Genomic DNA, 16508 nt, shown 5'->3' with positions numbered 1-16508 from the left:
AAATTTAACATTGCTGTACTTAACGAAAAGTCCTCAATCGCTGATAAAGAAATACCACAAACCGAAGGTGACCGCTGCGACAATCGCAACCAGAATAACAAGCTTTAGTCCACCAAAGCCGCTTTTCTGTTCGAACTCAAAATCTAGGTCATCGTCATCGTCTGCACTCGGGTCATTTTTACTGTTCATGATATAACTATTTAAATCAGAAAAGCGGCTTCTTTCTTCCGCCCCTACTTCTGTTTCCTCCAGAGTACCCAGATCAGTCGGTCTTTTCGGGATCATAGCGGTATCTTCTGCGTTGTAGGCTTCATCAGCTTTATTCAAATCATCCACTGCCTCAGTATCAGCAAGCGGGCTGAAGCTGTTCGGACTTGTTTCCGCCGGATCATTGATTTCGCTTATACCCTCTATTCCATTAAAATCATCTTCCAGGGAAGCCGCTTGGGAGATAAACAGTCTCTGCAGTTCATCCTGCCCCGAATTTTGATCACCAAGCAGAATTGTTCTGATCTCCTCATTGTCTTCATCCGAATCTCCGGCAAAAACAGGCCCTGCTTCCGCTTGATCCTCTTCCGGAGACTTCCTGGCCGTCCGGCCATATTCTCCGTTGGTCTGGTCAAATTCCCCGGTGTTCTGGTCATACTCGTCCATAGCACTGTCATTAATATCAGCCTCATCTTCAAGACTAAACTGCCTTCTGATGCTTTCCGCATTTTCCTCGGACAGTTTGGGCTCTATATCTTTCCAATACAAGCCTCCCTCCAACAATTGCCGGAGTTCCTCAGGATCAAGCCAAATCTCTTTTTTCTTATCATTTTTCATTCTAATATTTCCCCCACAGGTTGAAAATTCAGTCGAGTAAAGTATTATAAAGTATTATTTAGTAGTTCTACAAAGAAATTGTTTATCCTTCGTGCCGTATTTCTCAATTCAGATAAAATTTGCATCTTATCTTTTTCAGGATAAAATAGGATTAATAACTTTGATTAGAGAAAGAAGGAACCCTATGCCGTCTCTTTATCCGGAATTTAAGTTTTGTCCCGTGTGTTCTGCCGCACTGGAGTATAAACTAATTGAAGACAAAAAGAGGCAAAGCTGCCCGGCCTGTGACTATATCCACTGGGGGGAATACTCCCTGGGCGTAGGCGGTCTTTTGCTTCAAGACGACAAAGTACTCCTCGTCCAAAGAGCGCATAACCCCGGTAAAGGAAGATGGACCATTCCCGGCGGCTATGTAGAACAGAATGAAAAAATTGCCCAAGCGGTTGTCAGGGAAGTCCGTGAGGAAACCGGTATCCTATCGAAGCCTGTAAGCATTCTGGCAGTCCGCGATTACCCTGAAGATATCCCGAACGTGAAACACAATATTTATATTGTCTTCTTTCTTCGCGGTCTGGGCGGTCAATTAAAACATGATCCGGTCGAGGTAATCCAGGCCGGTTTCTACTCGCTCGAAGATTGTCGTAATTTACCTATCGCCCCGATGAGTCTTGAAGTGATCACAAAAGCAATCGAACACACCGGAAAAGAAAATCCTTTCCCAGGACTAATTCACAAAGAAGGAGTCCCTGTATTCGGTGCGCTTTCCGAACTATTCACTTTAATCTAAAAATAATTAAATTTAGGGTTAATCGTGATACTGATTATTAAGGGATATTTTACAATAAGTAAAATATCCCTCCCTGTCACAAACTATGATCATGCTAAAACGATATTTAATTTACGGGCTGATGGGCTGGAGCCTCGAAATAATCTGGACAGGACTTGATTCTCTTATTCACGGGGATTTTCGGCTAATGGGCTTTACCAACCTTTGGATGTTTTTTATATATGGTTCCGCTGCTATTCTTGAACCTTTACACGATTTAATTTCAGGATGGAGGTGGCCTTTGAGGGGACTCGTTTGGCTCACAGCAATCTGGGGGATAGAATATTTTAGCGGTCTGTTTCTACTTAAAATTCTGGGGGTCTATCCTTGGCGGTATACGGATCCGCTGGCGATAAACGGACTCATTACACTCAGCTATGCCCCGGTATGGTTTATCGGCGGCCTTCTCTTTGAGCGGGTTCACCGTAAACTTGATGCTTTCGTTATACTCACAAACAGATATTCAGAAAGGTAAACGGTAAACAAGCTCAAGGACATACCCATATAATGAATGATACCTGGATGTGTATGCCTGGGTTATTCTGAGAGGATTTTTGCTAATTCTTCGGGGGTATTTACAGGCTCCCTGCAAGCAAAATCCCTGCAGACGTAAACCGATAGGTCCCTACCGACAGGGTAATCATCCATTCTTGGGATTAACTGTCCTAACGAACCGTCATTGTAGGCCACTGCAGCATATGGATGAAAATCCTTAAAAATGACGGTCTGCATTTTTTCTAGCGTTTGATTAGCGGAAGATCCCGACAATACCAGTTCCTCGCCTTGATTTAAGGCGTATTGGATCGCCTGAAGGAAAGCTGTGTATCCCGGAGGATAGTCCTCAACAGTCGTCCGGAATGAATTGATTTGTTTTTCAGCCCGTTCTTGCCATTTTGACAGTCCGGTAAGTCTCCACAGCCTCACTAGATTGCAGGCGCTCATTGAGTTCCCGGAAGGCATTGCACCGTCATAGATCTCCTTAGGCCTGAGTAGCAGTTCCTCAGCATCACAACCGGTAAAATAATATCCCCCGTTCGTTTCATCCCGGAACAGTTTTTCCTGCTCTTCCTGAAGAAATATCGCCTGCTCCAGGTATTCTGTTTTTCCGCACGCCGTATAGAGTTCCAGCAACCCGTGGACTAGAAAAGCATAATCATCGAGATAACCGGGAATACCTGCTTCCCCCTCCCTGTACCTGGCGAGCAGTCTGCCGCGGGAATCAAACATCTTGTCTCTGATAAAACCTGCGGCATTTTCTGCGGTTAGAAGAAGACTCTTTTTATCATTTTCCCAAGAGAGATCACCTGAGAGCACCTGCACTCCTTTGGCTAAAGCCCCAATCATCAAACCATTCCAGGAAACCAGGATCTTATCATCTTTAGCCGGGTGGACTCTTTTTTCTCTTGCTGAAAACAGAATGGTATTACAAATGTCCAACATCTCGTCCAGTTCGTCTCCAGTCAGACTATAGCGGGAAGCGAGGTCTCCAACACCGACATGAAAGATGCGTGAAGGAATATTTTTTCCTTCATAATTACCTTCATCCGTTATGCCATACGCATCACAATAGATATCCGCCACTTCTTCTTTTTGCTTAGAAAGAGGTTTAAATCCGTTTTTAAGCTCTCTTTCTTTTTGAAGAGATTCAATTCCATCCTGGAGTGTTTTTCTAATCTCATCTTTGGACCAAAGATAGTATTTGCCCTCCTCCCCTTCAGAGTCGGCATCTTCCGCACTGTAAAAGCCTCCTTCCGCAGAAGTCATATCGCGCAGAATGTACCGGAAAATATTCTGTGCAACCCGGCGGTATTTTTGGTTTTTCGTCCGCTGAAAAGCTTCTAAACAGACACGCGCCAGACCGGCGTTGTCATAAAGCATTTTTTCAAAATGAGGGACCAGCCAGTAACGGTCTGTGCTATAGCGTGCAAAGCCAAACCCGATATGATCGAAGATCCCTCCGTCAGCCATGCTGTCCAATGTTTTTTCAACCATCGCCAGTGCTTTGCTCTGTGGCTCTTCCATTGAATACCGCAGTAAAAAACCCAGGTTATGGGGAGCCGGGAATTTCGGAGCACTGCCGAATCCCCCGTATTTTGAATCAAACTTGTTTTCCAGCAGTTCATATCCTTTGCCCAGTAGGGTCTTACCCCAGATCGCTATATCACCGCTGTCTTTTTCTTTCTCTGTAAATGGCAGGGTCTGCTTGTTCTTTGGCACGGCAGACGTGGCGTTTTTATCCCCATGATAATGCCTGGTAACTGTTTCGTAAAGTTCCGCTGCCGTTTGGATGACTTTATCTTTCTCTGTCTGCCACAACTGACCTACCTGACTCAAAATATCCATGAGACCAGGACGTCCGTAATGGCTGTGTTTTGGGAAATAAGTTCCGGCAAAGAAAGGCTGTTTATCCGGCGTCATCAGCACTGTCAGCGGCCAGCCCCCTGCTCCGGTCATCACCTGACAATAGGTCATGTACAGTTGGTCAATATCCGGTCTTTCTTCGCGGTCCACCTTAACCGGAATATAACTGCGGTTCAGAATTGCGGCGACTTCTTTATCCTCAAATGATTCCCGTTCCATCACATGGCACCAGTGACATGTGGAATAGCCGATGCTTAAGAATACCGGCTTGTTTTCCTCTTTGGCTTTTTGGAAGGCCTCTTCACCCCAGGGGAACCAATCCACTGGATTCAATGCATGTTGCAACAGGTATGGCGATTTTTCCCCTGCCAATCTGTTTGCGTTTCCGTGTACTTCGTTCATTTGGCATCAACCCCTTTCTTACCGTGTAGCTTTTCTTGTATATTATTTCCCCATTGAGGTTTTTTATCATTTGATATTAAGCGTGAACAATGCTTTGTACGATGAATATGCTGTTATTACACGAATGAGGAGGAGACAAAAATATGACGCCTATAAACTCTAAAGAGTATTGGGACAGCCGGTTTGATGTTAATTGGGAAACGGCAGGGGGAAAGAATCAGACAAGATTTTTCATGAAACTGCTGTTGGAGAACCTGCCCGAAGAAGTGTGTAAATACATTAAGGATGAGAGTCCCTTTATCCTGGATTGGGGCTGCGCTCTGGGACAAGGAGTTGAGGAGATTAGCAAAAGATTTCCAAACGCTCATGTGACCGGTCTGGACTTTTCAGAGATTGCTGTCAAAAAATGCAAAGCTGATTACCCATCCGGCAATTTCCGTTCGGAGATCCTCGATCCTCAGAAAGATCGCTTTAATGTTATTATCTCCAGCAACTGTTTTGAGCACTTTCCGAACCCGGCTGAAGTATTTGCTCAACATCTCTTAAGTACCGGCCAATATTATATACTTCTAGTTCCTTATAATGAAAAGCCTCCGATTTGTCCTGAGCATCAGATTATTCTTTCAGAAAACAGTTTTCCCTCAGAAATCAATGGCTTTGGGAGATGCTTTTTGAAAATTATAGATTCCCAAAACAGAGGATGCTGGTGCGGCCAGCAAATGTTAATGATCTATAAAAGGCTTTCAGCCGCACAAAACAATTTAAATCCGTAGTTCTCTGATCTTAGCGGTTTCCCTTATACTCTCCGTTCAATGTAAGGAAGAACATCCTCACTAACCCTGACCTCATACGAGTGCCTTCTATGCACATACTCCTGCCCCAGCCGGGCAACCCTGATACGTTCCTGGTCATGGGCCAAGTAAAATAACACTTTGCTCACGGCCTCTTCTTTATCCCTGGCAAGTTCAAGGTGGGTTCCCTCACGGAAAATATAGGCACTCGCCTTGGTATATTGACAAAGATAGAATCCCCCGCAAGAAAGCACCTCATAATTCCGCATACTGGTCTGCGTAATACTGGAGGAATCACACTGAAATCCTAGAATGATTCTGGCAGAAGCACATAGATCCGGCAACTTCTCATTGGGAAGAATCCCTGCGAAATGGTCTTCATTATCTCCTAGAAAAGCGCGGGCCTGTGGATCACTGTCCCAATTGTATCCCCAAATGCGATACTTATGACCTAATCCCAGCAAAGGCTTTAACAAAATGTTAAAGCCCTCTATTCTGGAAGCAAAATTGTACCAACTAGCCTGCACAGCAAAATCCAGGTCACACTCGGGCCTATATACCCCGCTTCGGTGGAATTCAGGATTGCAGCCAAACATAAGGAGATGGGCCTGAATTCCTTGATTCCGGTATTCACGGATACACTCCAAAGCGGTCGTAAATACAATATCGGCCATTTTTGCTATAGGCAGTGTTCTAGCAAAACCCACCGGATCTTCAATACTCCAGTAAATAAACCCGGAGCCATACTTTTCACAGGCCATAGAAATGCCAAGTGCCAGTTCCCCCTGATAGCCTTCCAGGATAACATAATCCGGTCCATATCGGGCTATGCATTTGTCAATATAGCTATTAATCTTGTCCTGCTCGGTATAGGGAACGCGGGTAACCTGTCCGTCCAATTCCAGAGTCACCATTTCGTCACCCATACAGGCCATAGGAAATATTTTTGTTTCCTCTCCATTTTTCTCAAAACCAGGCATCAGCCCATACTTCATGATCGGTGATGCGGAAAAGCAGGCAATTTTCAACAACTGTTCCCCTTTCAAGACAAGACCATTGTCGTTCTGTTATTACACCGCCGCATAGGAAACTTTGATATCGATATAATTTGTCGGATCAGTCCCATCGGTGCCAAGTCGGTAATAAAGCCCTTCATTTGCTGATATCGAATCACAATCCACATCTTCACATATTAGCGCGCCATAGGATGCACCCGGAAAACTCGTACTTCTTACGACTCTGGTAAAGGTAACTTCATCAGGGCTCCGGTATAAGTCAATTTCAATACAACTTGTAGAACTCATCGAGCAATAAATTTTATCAATACAATTAATTGTATATGCAAAACCAACAAAATCTGTTGGCAGAATCATCTGGTAGGAACCCCTTATACTTTGTTGGGCATCTGTTGCATTGTTTCCATCAAGAAAATATCTTGAAAAGCCGGCACGCCTTAAAGCGTTCAGAGAACAGCCGCTACAGGTTGTCGACAGGGTTATGGGTGTATTGGAATCCTCTTCTCTCTCCACAATATAAATATTCTGACCTGCCGCCACTTGGACATCGTCAAGTGCAAACCTCTGACTTGTCCAATAGGCTGTGCATTCAGGGTTATTACTCTCGCCTGCTGCATATAAAATATTGGCATCCGCCTCACCACGGATAGCTTTTGCCAATAATTTAACCGTGTCAGCCAAGGCAACCTGAATCCCAATATGAACATTTCCCGCAGGAGGTGTTGCTCCGAGAGTATCTAAAAACGTATAGATCCTGCTGCCGAGTGTCAAGGTTTCCGAGTCATTGATCGCAGTAAAAGCTGCCGAGCCCAACCTACTGCAAAGATCGGGAAAGTATGCCATTTTTTCTACCTCCATTTATTAGACTTGTACTACAAAATATGCAAAACTCCGAAATCTGTTACTTGGCAATATTAACTCTTTGGATACAGTAAATTTAGCGACTCATGCAATGCGTCAGCTGAAACAGAGGATGATCCTTTTATTACACCTTCCAGGAAAGCTTTGTTACTCAGGCTCATCGTATCTTCCGGCTTGGTTTCCAATGCCAAGCTATTGTAGTATAAGGCTTCTTTGGGATGCCCCACCCGGTAATAGCACGAACAAAGCTCCGTATAAGGGATAAAGTCCCAACAATCATGTTCAACCATGCTCCATGTTTGGTTTGGTTTTTTCAATTTAGTAGCCAGTTCAAACCAAAAAATGGCCTTTTTATAATCTTCTCTGCTCTTATAATAATAACCAAGCCTGCAGCAAACTTCAGCCCGCGGTGTATCGTACTTAAAACTTTTGTGCAAGGAATCCAGCACTTTGTCATGGTTGTTTTGGGCAGCATAGCAAATAGCCAACCGGATACACGCATCCAGATAATAGAGCATAATATCTTCACTGCCGTCTAACAGATTCTCAAAATAGTGGATGGCCTCGGCAAATCTTCCGCAATTAAAAAGTTCTCTCGCAAAATAGTAAAGGTTTCTGACATTTAACTTTTTCCCCTCAGCCAGTATTTTTTCATAAATGCTCAAATTCCTTGGCGAATTGCACTTTATGCCCGTATGACAGATACAGATATCTGTCGTTAAAATTTCACCGTTAAAATCCAAGTACTCGTGCACCGGCTCCCGCCACTGGAAATTCTTGCTCCTCTTAACCAGGCGTTCCCTATAAAAAGTTGAAATAGAGTCACCTATTACCCCGGTGTTCACACAATACTTCATCAGCACAACATCCACATTGGGATTAAGCACATGCTTCAATTGCAGCAGGGCAAGCTGGTCATGATTTTTCAGGAGATCATCGGCATCCAGCCACAAGATATAATCCATACTAGCCTTGGCAAAAGAAAAATTCCTGGCAGCCGCAAAATCGTCCGTCCAATCCCAGTCATAGATTCTAGCCTGGTACAAACAAGCAATTTCCTTGCTTTTATCGTCCGACCCGGTATCCACCACGATAATTTCATCTACAATATTCTTCACACAATTAAGGACATTGGGCAGATGTTCTTCTTCATTTTTGACGATCATACATAAGCTGATGGTAATCATAGCACCCTCCTCTTTGCTACTATATTCAAATGCCAAACGATGAGGAACATTTTCAATTCTTATTTGATATAAACATCCGGCCAGCGTGTTTATTGCTGACCGGATGAAAAATGACTTTGATTTTCTGCCGGTTAATGAAGTTTTCCATCAACGCGTTTTGTTATTAGGGTAATAACGGTACAAATTCACCTGCTCTAAAGGTATTCGCCGGACTCAATTCCCCACTGGCCAGCCGGAAAGCCGACCAAATATAGATCCCATCCTGGACATTGGTTAGTGTAACCTCATACCTATTCAAGACTGTTGCATTAAGATTCAAACTAGCAAATTCTATTACATTGCCTGGCCCAATGGTCAGTAGCGTTGGCGTCCCAAGTGCCGAAATCCCCGTGCCTGAAGAAAAATCAAAGACCGTAAGCGTTACACTGACAGTAGCTGTTCTATTATTCAAAACCTCGACGTAAAAATCATCATTATTATTCGGATTATCCCGTTGAGCAATACCGGTGGTCAAATCCTGACTGAAACTTTGTTTCAATATTTGGAATACTTCGGTTTTAATCTCTTCTAAACCAAAGGTCGGGCTATAAATAGCCGTGTAGATCCCTTCGACCAGGGTCCCGATACTGAAGACTTCGGTCTTAATCTCCGCTAAACCAAACGTCGGGCTATAGACTGCTGTATAGATTGCTTCGATAAATGTGCTACCAGACAAATTTTCTACTGTCGTGAAAATGGCTTCAACCAAGGTTCCAATTGAAAATACTTCTGTCTTGATCTCGGCTAACCCAAATGTTGGACTGAATACTGCTCCTTCGATCGCTGCTACTTCGGATTTGATCTCACCTAAGCTGAAGGTTGAGCTTACCAAGGTCGTGTAGATCCCTTCGACCAGGGTGCCAATACTAAAGACTTCTGTCTTGATTTCCGCTAACCCAAACGTCGGGCTAAACACTGCTCCTTCGATCGCTGCCACTTCAGATTTGATCTCACCTAAACTGAAGGTTGAACTTACTAAAGTCGTGTAGATTCCTTCAACTAGGGTGCCGATGCTGAATACTTCTGTCTTGATCTCCGCTAAACCAAACGTCGGGCTATAGACTGCTGTATAGATTGCTTCGATAAATGTGCTCCCGGACAAATTTTCTACTGTCGTGAAAATGGCTTCAACCAAGGTTCCAATTGAAAATACTTCTGTCTTAATCTCGGCTAACCCAAATGTTGGACTGAACACTGCTCCTTCAATCGCTGCTACTTCAGACTTAATCTCTTGCAGACTGAAAGTGGAACCGACTAACGCCGTGTAGATGCCTTCGACCAGTGTTCCGATGCTGAATACTTCTGTCTTGATCTCCGCCAACCCAAACGTCGGACTGAACACTGCTCCTTCGATTGCTGCCACTTCGGATTTGATCTCACCTAAGCTGAAGGTTGAGCCTACTAAGGTCGTGTAGATGCCTTCGACCAGGGTGCCGATGCTAAACACTTCGGTCTTGATCTCGGCCAATCCAAACGTTGGGCTGAAGACCGCCCCTTCGATCGCTGCTACTTCGGATTTGATCTCACCTAAACTGAATGTTGAGCTTACTAAGGTCGTGTAAATTCCTTCGACTAACGTGCCAATGCTGAATACTTCTGTCTTGATCTCGGCCAAACCGAATGTCGGACTAAACACTGCTCCTTCGATCGCGGCGACCTCGGATTTGATCTCTGCTAATCCAAAGGTTGCACCGACTATGCTCGTGTAGATACTCTCAATCAGAGTACCAATACTAAACACTTCGGTCTTAATCTCCGCCAAACCGAATGTCGGACTGAATACCGCTCCTTCGATCGCTGCCACTTCAGACTTGATCTCTGCTAATCCAAAGGTTGCTCCGACTATGCTCGTATAGATGCTCTCCAGCAGAGTACCGATACTAAACACTTCGGTCTTAATCTCTGCCAATCCAAATGTCGGGCTGAACACTGCTCCTTCAATCGCTGCCACTTCGGATTTGATCTCACCTAGGCTGAAGGTTGAGCTTACTAAAGTCGTGTAGATGCCTTCAACCAGGGTCCCAATACTGAAGACTTCGGTCTTGATTTCAGCCAATCCAAACGTCGGGCTAAACACTGCTCCTTCAATCGCTGCCACTTCAGACTTGATCTCTGCTAATCCAAAGGTTGCTCCGATAATGCTCGTGTAGATACTCTCAATCAGAGTACCAATACTAAACACTTCGGTCTTAATCTCCGCCAAACCGAATGTCGGACTGAATACCGCTCCTTCGATCGCTGCCACTTCAGACTTGATCTCTGCTAATCCAAAGGTTGCTCCGATAATGCTCGTGTAGATACTCTCAATCAGAGTACCAATACTAAATACTTCCGTCTTAATCTCTGCCAAACCGAATGTCGGGCTGAATACTGCTCCTTCAATCGCTGCCACTTCAGACTTGATCTCTGCTAATCCAAAGGTTGCTCCGATGATGCTCGTGTAGATACTCTCAATCAGAGTACCAATACTAAACACTTCGGTCTTAATCTCCGCCAAACCGAATGTCGGACTGAATACCGCTCCTTCGATCGCTGCCACTTCGGATTTGATCTCACCTAGGCTGAAGGTTGAGCTTACTAAAGTCGTGTAGATCCCTTCGACCAGGGTGCCAATGCTGAAGACTTCTGTCTTGATTTCAGCCAATCCAAATGTCGGACTAAACACTGCTCCTTCGATCGCGGCGACCTCGGATTTGATCTCTGCTAATCCAAAGGTTGCTCCGATGATGCTCGTGTAGATACTTTCAATCAAGGTGCCAATGCTGAACACTTCCGTCTTGATCTCCGCCAACCCAAATGTCGGACTAAATACTGCTCCTTCGATCGCGGCGACTTCGGATTTGATCTCACCTAAACTGAATGTTGAGCTTACTAAGGTCGTGTAAATTCCTTCGACTAACGTGCCAATGCTGAATACTTCTGTCTTGATCTCGGCCAAACCGAATGTCGGACTAAACACTGCTCCTTCGATCGCGGCGACTTCGGATTTGATTTCTGCTAATCCAAAGGTTGCTCCGATGATGCTCGTATAGATGCTCTCCAGCAGTGTGCCAATACTGAACACTTCTGTCTTAATTTCAGCAAGTCCGAATGTTGGGCTATCTAACTTTTTCTCAATATTCTGGACTTCAAACTCGATAAGCTGAACCTCGGATTTGATCTCCTGCAGGCCAAAAAATGGATGGTAAACAGCGTCTTCTATAGATTTTACTTCTGTTTTAATTTCTGCTAGTCCAAAAGTTGGGCTTTCAAGCAATTTTAATATTTTCTTGCAGTCAGAATGCTTATGACAGTGTTCCTTTTTTTTACAATGGAATTTAAATGCCTTATTGCAGAGAAATAGTACGCCTGCTGCAGTAACACATATTTTTTTATTATTAACAATCACGATCTTTTTTCTGCCTGGCAAATTCTTGGGACATGTTTCATTATCTGGCTTTCTTTCATGAACAATTTTTAACGTCTCACCACATAAGAAAAGTCCCCCCAGTACCTCAATACATATTAATAACTTCTCACATATTTGTTTGATCGTTGTTAAAGAATTCTCTTTTCGTAATACCGCTTCAACTCCAGGACTTTCTTTGATATTGTCCATCTGAGACCTTATTGATACAAAACCGTCTTCAATAACATTAATTATTGATTCTAGTATACCGGGTTTAGCACCGGTTTTATTAGAAATAAATTTTAAGGTATCCAATATAGATTTATAGCTATTAAATGCTCTCGCGCTGGAAGCCTTAATTTCTGAAAAATAAAGTCCTCTTTCAGAACTATCTGGACTTTGTATATCCCCAACATCTTTTATATTGCTTACTGACGATTGAATATCTCTTAATTCATCTTTTATGATTTGTAAGCAGTCAATAAAATTTTTGCGAGATATTCTTCCACTTGCTCTTTGTTTATTTTCGGGGTTATCAACCACCATTCTTCCTCCTTTTTATTATTAGAAATTCTTTTTTGTGTTAAATTTAACCAATATTTCAGTACATGCTTATAAATATGCTTTTTAGGACATGAGGTGTGCAGATAAATCTTAGACTTTAAAGAATTACAAGAAAATAACCGAAGATTTTTCTTCGGTATAGCTTTTACTTACTATAATTTTTAGAGGATAAAAATTTATTGAATGGTCGATTGCTTAAATCGCATGGGGAACATAAAATTTATAACCGAAACAATCAGACCCCGGAGCAATATTGTTACTCGCTCCGGGGTCTGCCAATTTTAAAAACTGAAGTTTTGAGATATTCGTGTAACTCAATGGACCTGATACATCCCTTTGCTTTGTATATAGTTATAAATAGATTCGGCATGTTGCTCTTTCGTCTGAATATCATTTAATACATACTTTTGATGATCTATAATCTTACTGAATTATCCTAAAGATACGAAAAAGACAGAGGATACTGTAAAACTACTTTGTAGTGGTTGGCGATACCCTCTTTCATTTTTTAGTGAACCGTATACATTCCTTTATTTTGCATATACCTGAAGATTTCTTCCCCCTGCCTTTGCTTTTCACTCTGTATACTATTCAGGTCCTGACGGAGGGAGGTATCCTGGATTTCAAAAATTACTGTATTATAGGCCCCAGAGAGATATTTTTCTGTTGAGAGCATATCATGGCAAAGCATCGAATCTTTTTGACCCGTCATGCCCTGAAGCTGGCCTGATGTTCCGGAAGTTTGGCTCAAACTTTGATCAATTTTTTGGACATGCTGCTGTTCATGCTGCGCCATGTTCTGAAAGAGTTGTTTGAGTTGCGGATCTTGAGCTTGATTGGCAAATTCGCTGCATTTTTGAGCAAACATTTGCTCGTGGCTTTTCAGGTCTTCCAAAAGCATTTTTTCTTTCTGGCTTAATTGCATTTTAGTTCCTCCTATTATCAATATTCATTATATTTTGTTAAAAACCTATGATTATTATGCAAAAAGTTAAAATCGAATTGTTCTTCTTTGTATAATCTATAAGTATATTGCAAGACTATAGAAGGTAACGAACGATTAAAATCTAAATGAAGGGAGAAATACATTTGTTCAAACATGATAAGCAGCTACTGAAAGATGTACGCGTCGACGGTCCTAATCCAAATTATGCATCTTTAATGTTAGATCAATTAGGCGGACCGCATGGTGAACTCAAAGCAGCTTTACAGTATCTGTCTCAAAGTTATCGCATTAAAGATGAAAAGATTAAGGATCTTTTCATGGATATTGCTTCAGAAGAATTGAGTCATATGGAAATGGTCGCCCAGACAGTCAATCTATTAAACGGCCACACGCTTGAGGCCATGAATACTTCTGTTGGTACCGTGGAATCACATGTCATCGGCGGACTTGCCCCCATGTTAACCAATGCTTCCGGTTATCCATGGACCGGAGCATATATCGAATGTACCGGCGATCTCGCTGCAGATTTGCTGTCAGATATATCGGCTGAAACAAGGGCAAAAGTAGTTTATGAATATCTCTACCGCCAGATTAACGATAAAGGGGTAAGAGAAACGATTGACTTCCTTTTAAATAGGGAAGAAGCACATAACACGCTTTTCCGGGAAGCATTCAATATGCTCCAGAATACAGGCTCACTTCAGGACTGGGGAGTTACCCAGGATTCCAAGGTATACTTTGATCTCTCAACACCTGGAAAGTACTTCAATGAACTTAAAGACCCCCAAGCGCCAAGATTCAATACTCCTGATCAACGCCACTAGAATCGAGTAGGATGCTACTGCAAAGCCTGTAGCATACTTTCACACAAGTTATCGTCCATTCTAGGCAAACTATAAAAAAACAACCCGGGAATCATCGGGTTGTTTGTGTTTTTCCTGTCATTAATTCTATCATTTGTCCTATCTTATATTAGAACTCAGGGTTTTTCCATTTTTTATACCTGGTCAATTCCTTGTCTAACTGGTTGAATATTAGCGCAAGAACAGCAGCATCATCGACTAGTCCCAGTGCAGCAATCCAATCAGGAACAAGATCAACAGGGGATACAAAATAGATAAGTCCGGCAATTACAGAAATTATGGCAGTCTTGGAGATCGTTCTGTAATCACCGTTTAACCAGTCTTTTAATAAAGAAAAGAGCAGCTGAATTTTATCCCAGATATTCTGGATTACATCGCGTTTTTTATTGTTATCCGCTTTTTTCAGAGCTTCAGTAAGCAAATTTTCCGTCTTTACAGGGTTGTCCACATAGTCTTTAGCCTTGTTCTGCCAGCGCTCCATCTCCTGTGGCTCAATTATGATCTCTGCATCTTCGTATTGTTCAATTTCCTTAATATCATCAGCCATTTTTCTATCCTCCTGAATGCACCTTTACGACGAAAACTTTTGGCGAAGAGCAAAAATGACACTTGGTAAAACAGTGATGAAAATAATCGCAAAAATGATTAATGAAAAGTTCTGTTCGACTGTCGGAATGTTCCCAAAATAATATCCGCCCATCATAAAAAGTGAAATCCAGGCCAAAGCCCCACATATATTGTAGAGCATGAACTTCCACAGCCTCATGTTGCTGATCCCTCCGACAAAGGGTGCAAATGTCCGGATAATTGGTAAGAACCGTGAAAGAAAAATCGTTTTCCCGCCATGTTTTTCATAAAAACCATGGGTTTGAATGAGATATTTCTTTTTAAAGAGTCTGTTGTCTTTCCAATTGAAGGCTTTCTGTCCAAAAAATCTTCCAATGAAATAATTCTGCGTATTTCCTGCGATTGCCGCAATAAGCAGTAAGATAAAAGCAAATTTAATATCCATCGCCCCTGTTGCTCCCAGAGCCCCGATGACAAAAAGCAAAGAATCCCCCGGCAGAAACGGTGTTACAACAAGTCCGGTTTCACAAAAAATGATTAAAAAGATAATCAGATACGCCCAGACACCGTACGTTTGGACCAACATATCCAGGTATTTGTCAATATGTAAGACAATATCAATCAAACTCGTAATAAATTCCATCAAATTCTCCTTCATTCAAACAAGCATTTTAAATAAACACGTTAGATTTTTGAATCATTTCCTTGCCTTTAATATAGTAATATAACCATGACAAAAGAACAAGAAACGGCTAATATTAAATCTTGATAATCAGATTAGCAGCCTGCTCTTAAAATTGTCTTAGAATTCTATCAAAAATATGTAATAAATCTCAATATGATTAGCACAAATAAGCAGAACAAGCAATTTCGATATTATGATTGCCCTTAAACTGCTGAATCTTTATCGCGTCTTGGAGTATTTCACTCTGATTAGAGATATACTGTCCGACGATCTCTTCAACCTCGGGAAGTGTATTCAAATCTTTTAAATAAACCATAAAAGAATAAATCTGATTTAAACTGCTCCCTGCCGACTCCAGAGTATTCTTCAGGTTCTCCAAGCACTGCCTGACAGCCTGCTTGAAGTCACCATCAATAAGCCTTTGGTCAAGTGGAGAAAAGGGCTGTATAGCAGAACCGTGATAATAATTTTCTATGATAACCCCTTGTGAGAAAGGCCCTTCAGACAGAAAAAGCTTTCCGTTATTGATATATTTTTTTTGACCTCGGTAGGCTGAAAATTCCAGTTCAACATCGGCTGTGCTTTCTAAATCTGCAATTTGGATAAAAACCCGGATAGGGTAATTACCTTCTTTAAAATATAAAGAAAAGACTTCATCAATCTGGGAACCAAGTCCGATATTTCTAACCATAATGAGTACTGAATAAATATCTTCCAGCTTAAAATCTTTTTTTCTCATAAAAACTCTGGCCATTTCAAGTATTCTTTTCGTTTGAGTTCTGATGTCTTTATCTGCTAAGTTATTAACAAAATAGTCAATGAGCTCCAGGCTGGAAAAAAATAGATAGTTATCGTCTTCACCATTATGCCCGGGCTGATTTTCTTTAGTCCGAAGTGTATCCATCATTTACTCTCCATTTACTGCTATTTCTCAATCAATTTACCCTATAGTATACTGAATTATTCATGGAAAGCAAAGGGGTACATTGTTTACATGTACTCCTTTAGTTACCTGCGCTGTTCCCTTACCATCCTTAGCACCACGGCACTAAGCCATCCATATATGAAGAGACTACATCATTCGATGTAGTCTCTCGTTTACCTGGCAACGTCTTATCTTCCCCAAAGAGTATTTTCAGCCCAGGAGGTCTTAACTTCCGTGTTCGGGATGGGAACGGGTGGTACCC

At 42.2% G+C, this 16508-nt stretch carries 14 protein-coding genes and 1 rRNA gene; 4 read left to right on the top strand and 11 right to left on the bottom strand.

Annotated features, from left to right (window positions below; all coding sequences use genetic code 11):
• Positions 1 to 33 precede the first annotated feature (33 nt).
• The gene (locus tag NC238_02240; GenBank protein ID MCM1564777.1) at positions 34 to 825 is read right to left on the bottom strand and encodes a hypothetical protein; all 792 of its coding nucleotides are present in this window, start codon (positions 823 to 825) and stop codon (positions 34 to 36) included.
• A 184-nt stretch (positions 826 to 1009) separates the two neighbouring features.
• On the opposite strand from NC238_02240, the gene NC238_02235 reads away from it, so the two are divergent.
• The gene (locus NC238_02235) at positions 1010 to 1612 is read left to right on the top strand and encodes an NUDIX hydrolase (GenBank protein MCM1564776.1); all 603 of its coding nucleotides are present in this window, start codon (positions 1010 to 1012) and stop codon (positions 1610 to 1612) included.
• 91 nt (positions 1613 to 1703) lie between these two features.
• Positions 1704 to 2126: a putative ABC transporter permease gene (locus NC238_02230; protein ID MCM1564775.1), complete on the top strand. Its 423-nt coding sequence runs from the start codon at positions 1704 to 1706 to the stop codon at positions 2124 to 2126.
• 62 nt (positions 2127 to 2188) lie between these two features.
• Here the strand turns inward: NC238_02230 and NC238_02225 are convergent, their stop codons facing one another.
• Positions 2189 to 4414: a thioredoxin domain-containing protein gene (locus NC238_02225; protein ID MCM1564774.1), complete on the bottom strand. Its 2226-nt coding sequence runs from the start codon at positions 4412 to 4414 to the stop codon at positions 2189 to 2191.
• Positions 4415 to 4557: 143 nt separating this feature from the next.
• Between NC238_02225 and NC238_02220 the strand changes: the two genes are divergently transcribed.
• Positions 4558 to 5187 (top strand): class I SAM-dependent methyltransferase, encoded by a 630-nt coding sequence (locus NC238_02220; GenBank protein MCM1564773.1) that lies wholly within the window; start codon positions 4558 to 4560, stop codon positions 5185 to 5187.
• A gap of 23 nt (positions 5188 to 5210) precedes the next feature.
• Here NC238_02220 and NC238_02215 read toward each other — a convergent pair whose 3' ends face one another.
• The 5 genes from NC238_02215 to NC238_02195 form a co-directional block, all read right to left on the bottom strand.
• Positions 5211 to 6233, bottom strand: a complete 1023-nt coding sequence (locus NC238_02215; protein MCM1564772.1) for a glycosyltransferase — start codon at positions 6231 to 6233, stop codon at positions 5211 to 5213.
• 42 nt (positions 6234 to 6275) lie between these two features.
• On the bottom strand, positions 6276 to 7064 hold the full coding sequence (locus tag NC238_02210) for a hypothetical protein (GenBank protein ID MCM1564771.1): 789 nt from the start codon (positions 7062 to 7064) through the stop codon (positions 6276 to 6278).
• A gap of 71 nt (positions 7065 to 7135) precedes the next feature.
• Positions 7136 to 8269, bottom strand: coding sequence for a glycosyltransferase (locus tag NC238_02205; GenBank protein ID MCM1564770.1), 1134 nt, complete (start codon positions 8267 to 8269; stop codon positions 7136 to 7138).
• A 163-nt stretch (positions 8270 to 8432) separates the two neighbouring features.
• Positions 8433 to 12242 (bottom strand): hypothetical protein, encoded by a 3810-nt coding sequence (locus NC238_02200; GenBank protein MCM1564769.1) that lies wholly within the window; start codon positions 12240 to 12242, stop codon positions 8433 to 8435.
• 526 nt (positions 12243 to 12768) lie between these two features.
• On the bottom strand, positions 12769 to 13185 hold the full coding sequence (locus NC238_02195; GenBank protein MCM1564768.1) for a spore coat protein: 417 nt from the start codon (positions 13183 to 13185) through the stop codon (positions 12769 to 12771).
• 164 nt (positions 13186 to 13349) lie between these two features.
• Between NC238_02195 and NC238_02190 the strand changes: the two genes are divergently transcribed.
• The gene (locus tag NC238_02190; GenBank protein ID MCM1564767.1) at positions 13350 to 14030 is read left to right on the top strand and encodes a manganese catalase family protein; all 681 of its coding nucleotides are present in this window, start codon (positions 13350 to 13352) and stop codon (positions 14028 to 14030) included.
• A 148-nt stretch (positions 14031 to 14178) separates the two neighbouring features.
• Here NC238_02190 and NC238_02185 read toward each other — a convergent pair whose 3' ends face one another.
• The 4 genes from NC238_02185 to rrf form a co-directional block, all read right to left on the bottom strand.
• A complete protein-coding gene (locus tag NC238_02185; protein MCM1564766.1) occupies positions 14179 to 14616 on the bottom strand; it encodes a YkvA family protein in 438 nt (145 codons plus the stop codon).
• A 24-nt stretch (positions 14617 to 14640) separates the two neighbouring features.
• Positions 14641 to 15279: a DedA family protein gene (locus NC238_02180; GenBank protein ID MCM1564765.1), complete on the bottom strand. Its 639-nt coding sequence runs from the start codon at positions 15277 to 15279 to the stop codon at positions 14641 to 14643.
• Positions 15280 to 15478: 199 nt separating this feature from the next.
• Positions 15479 to 16228: a Rid family hydrolase gene (locus NC238_02175; GenBank protein ID MCM1564764.1), complete on the bottom strand. Its 750-nt coding sequence runs from the start codon at positions 16226 to 16228 to the stop codon at positions 15479 to 15481.
• 193 nt (positions 16229 to 16421) lie between these two features.
• Positions 16422 to 16508, bottom strand: a 5S ribosomal RNA gene (rrf, locus tag NC238_02170); the annotation flags it as partial.

The organism is Dehalobacter sp. (assembly GCA_023667845.1).
In the GTDB taxonomy this organism is placed as follows: domain Bacteria; phylum Bacillota; class Desulfitobacteriia; order Desulfitobacteriales; family Syntrophobotulaceae; genus Dehalobacter.
This window is presented reverse-complemented; position numbering and strand designations above follow the sequence as displayed.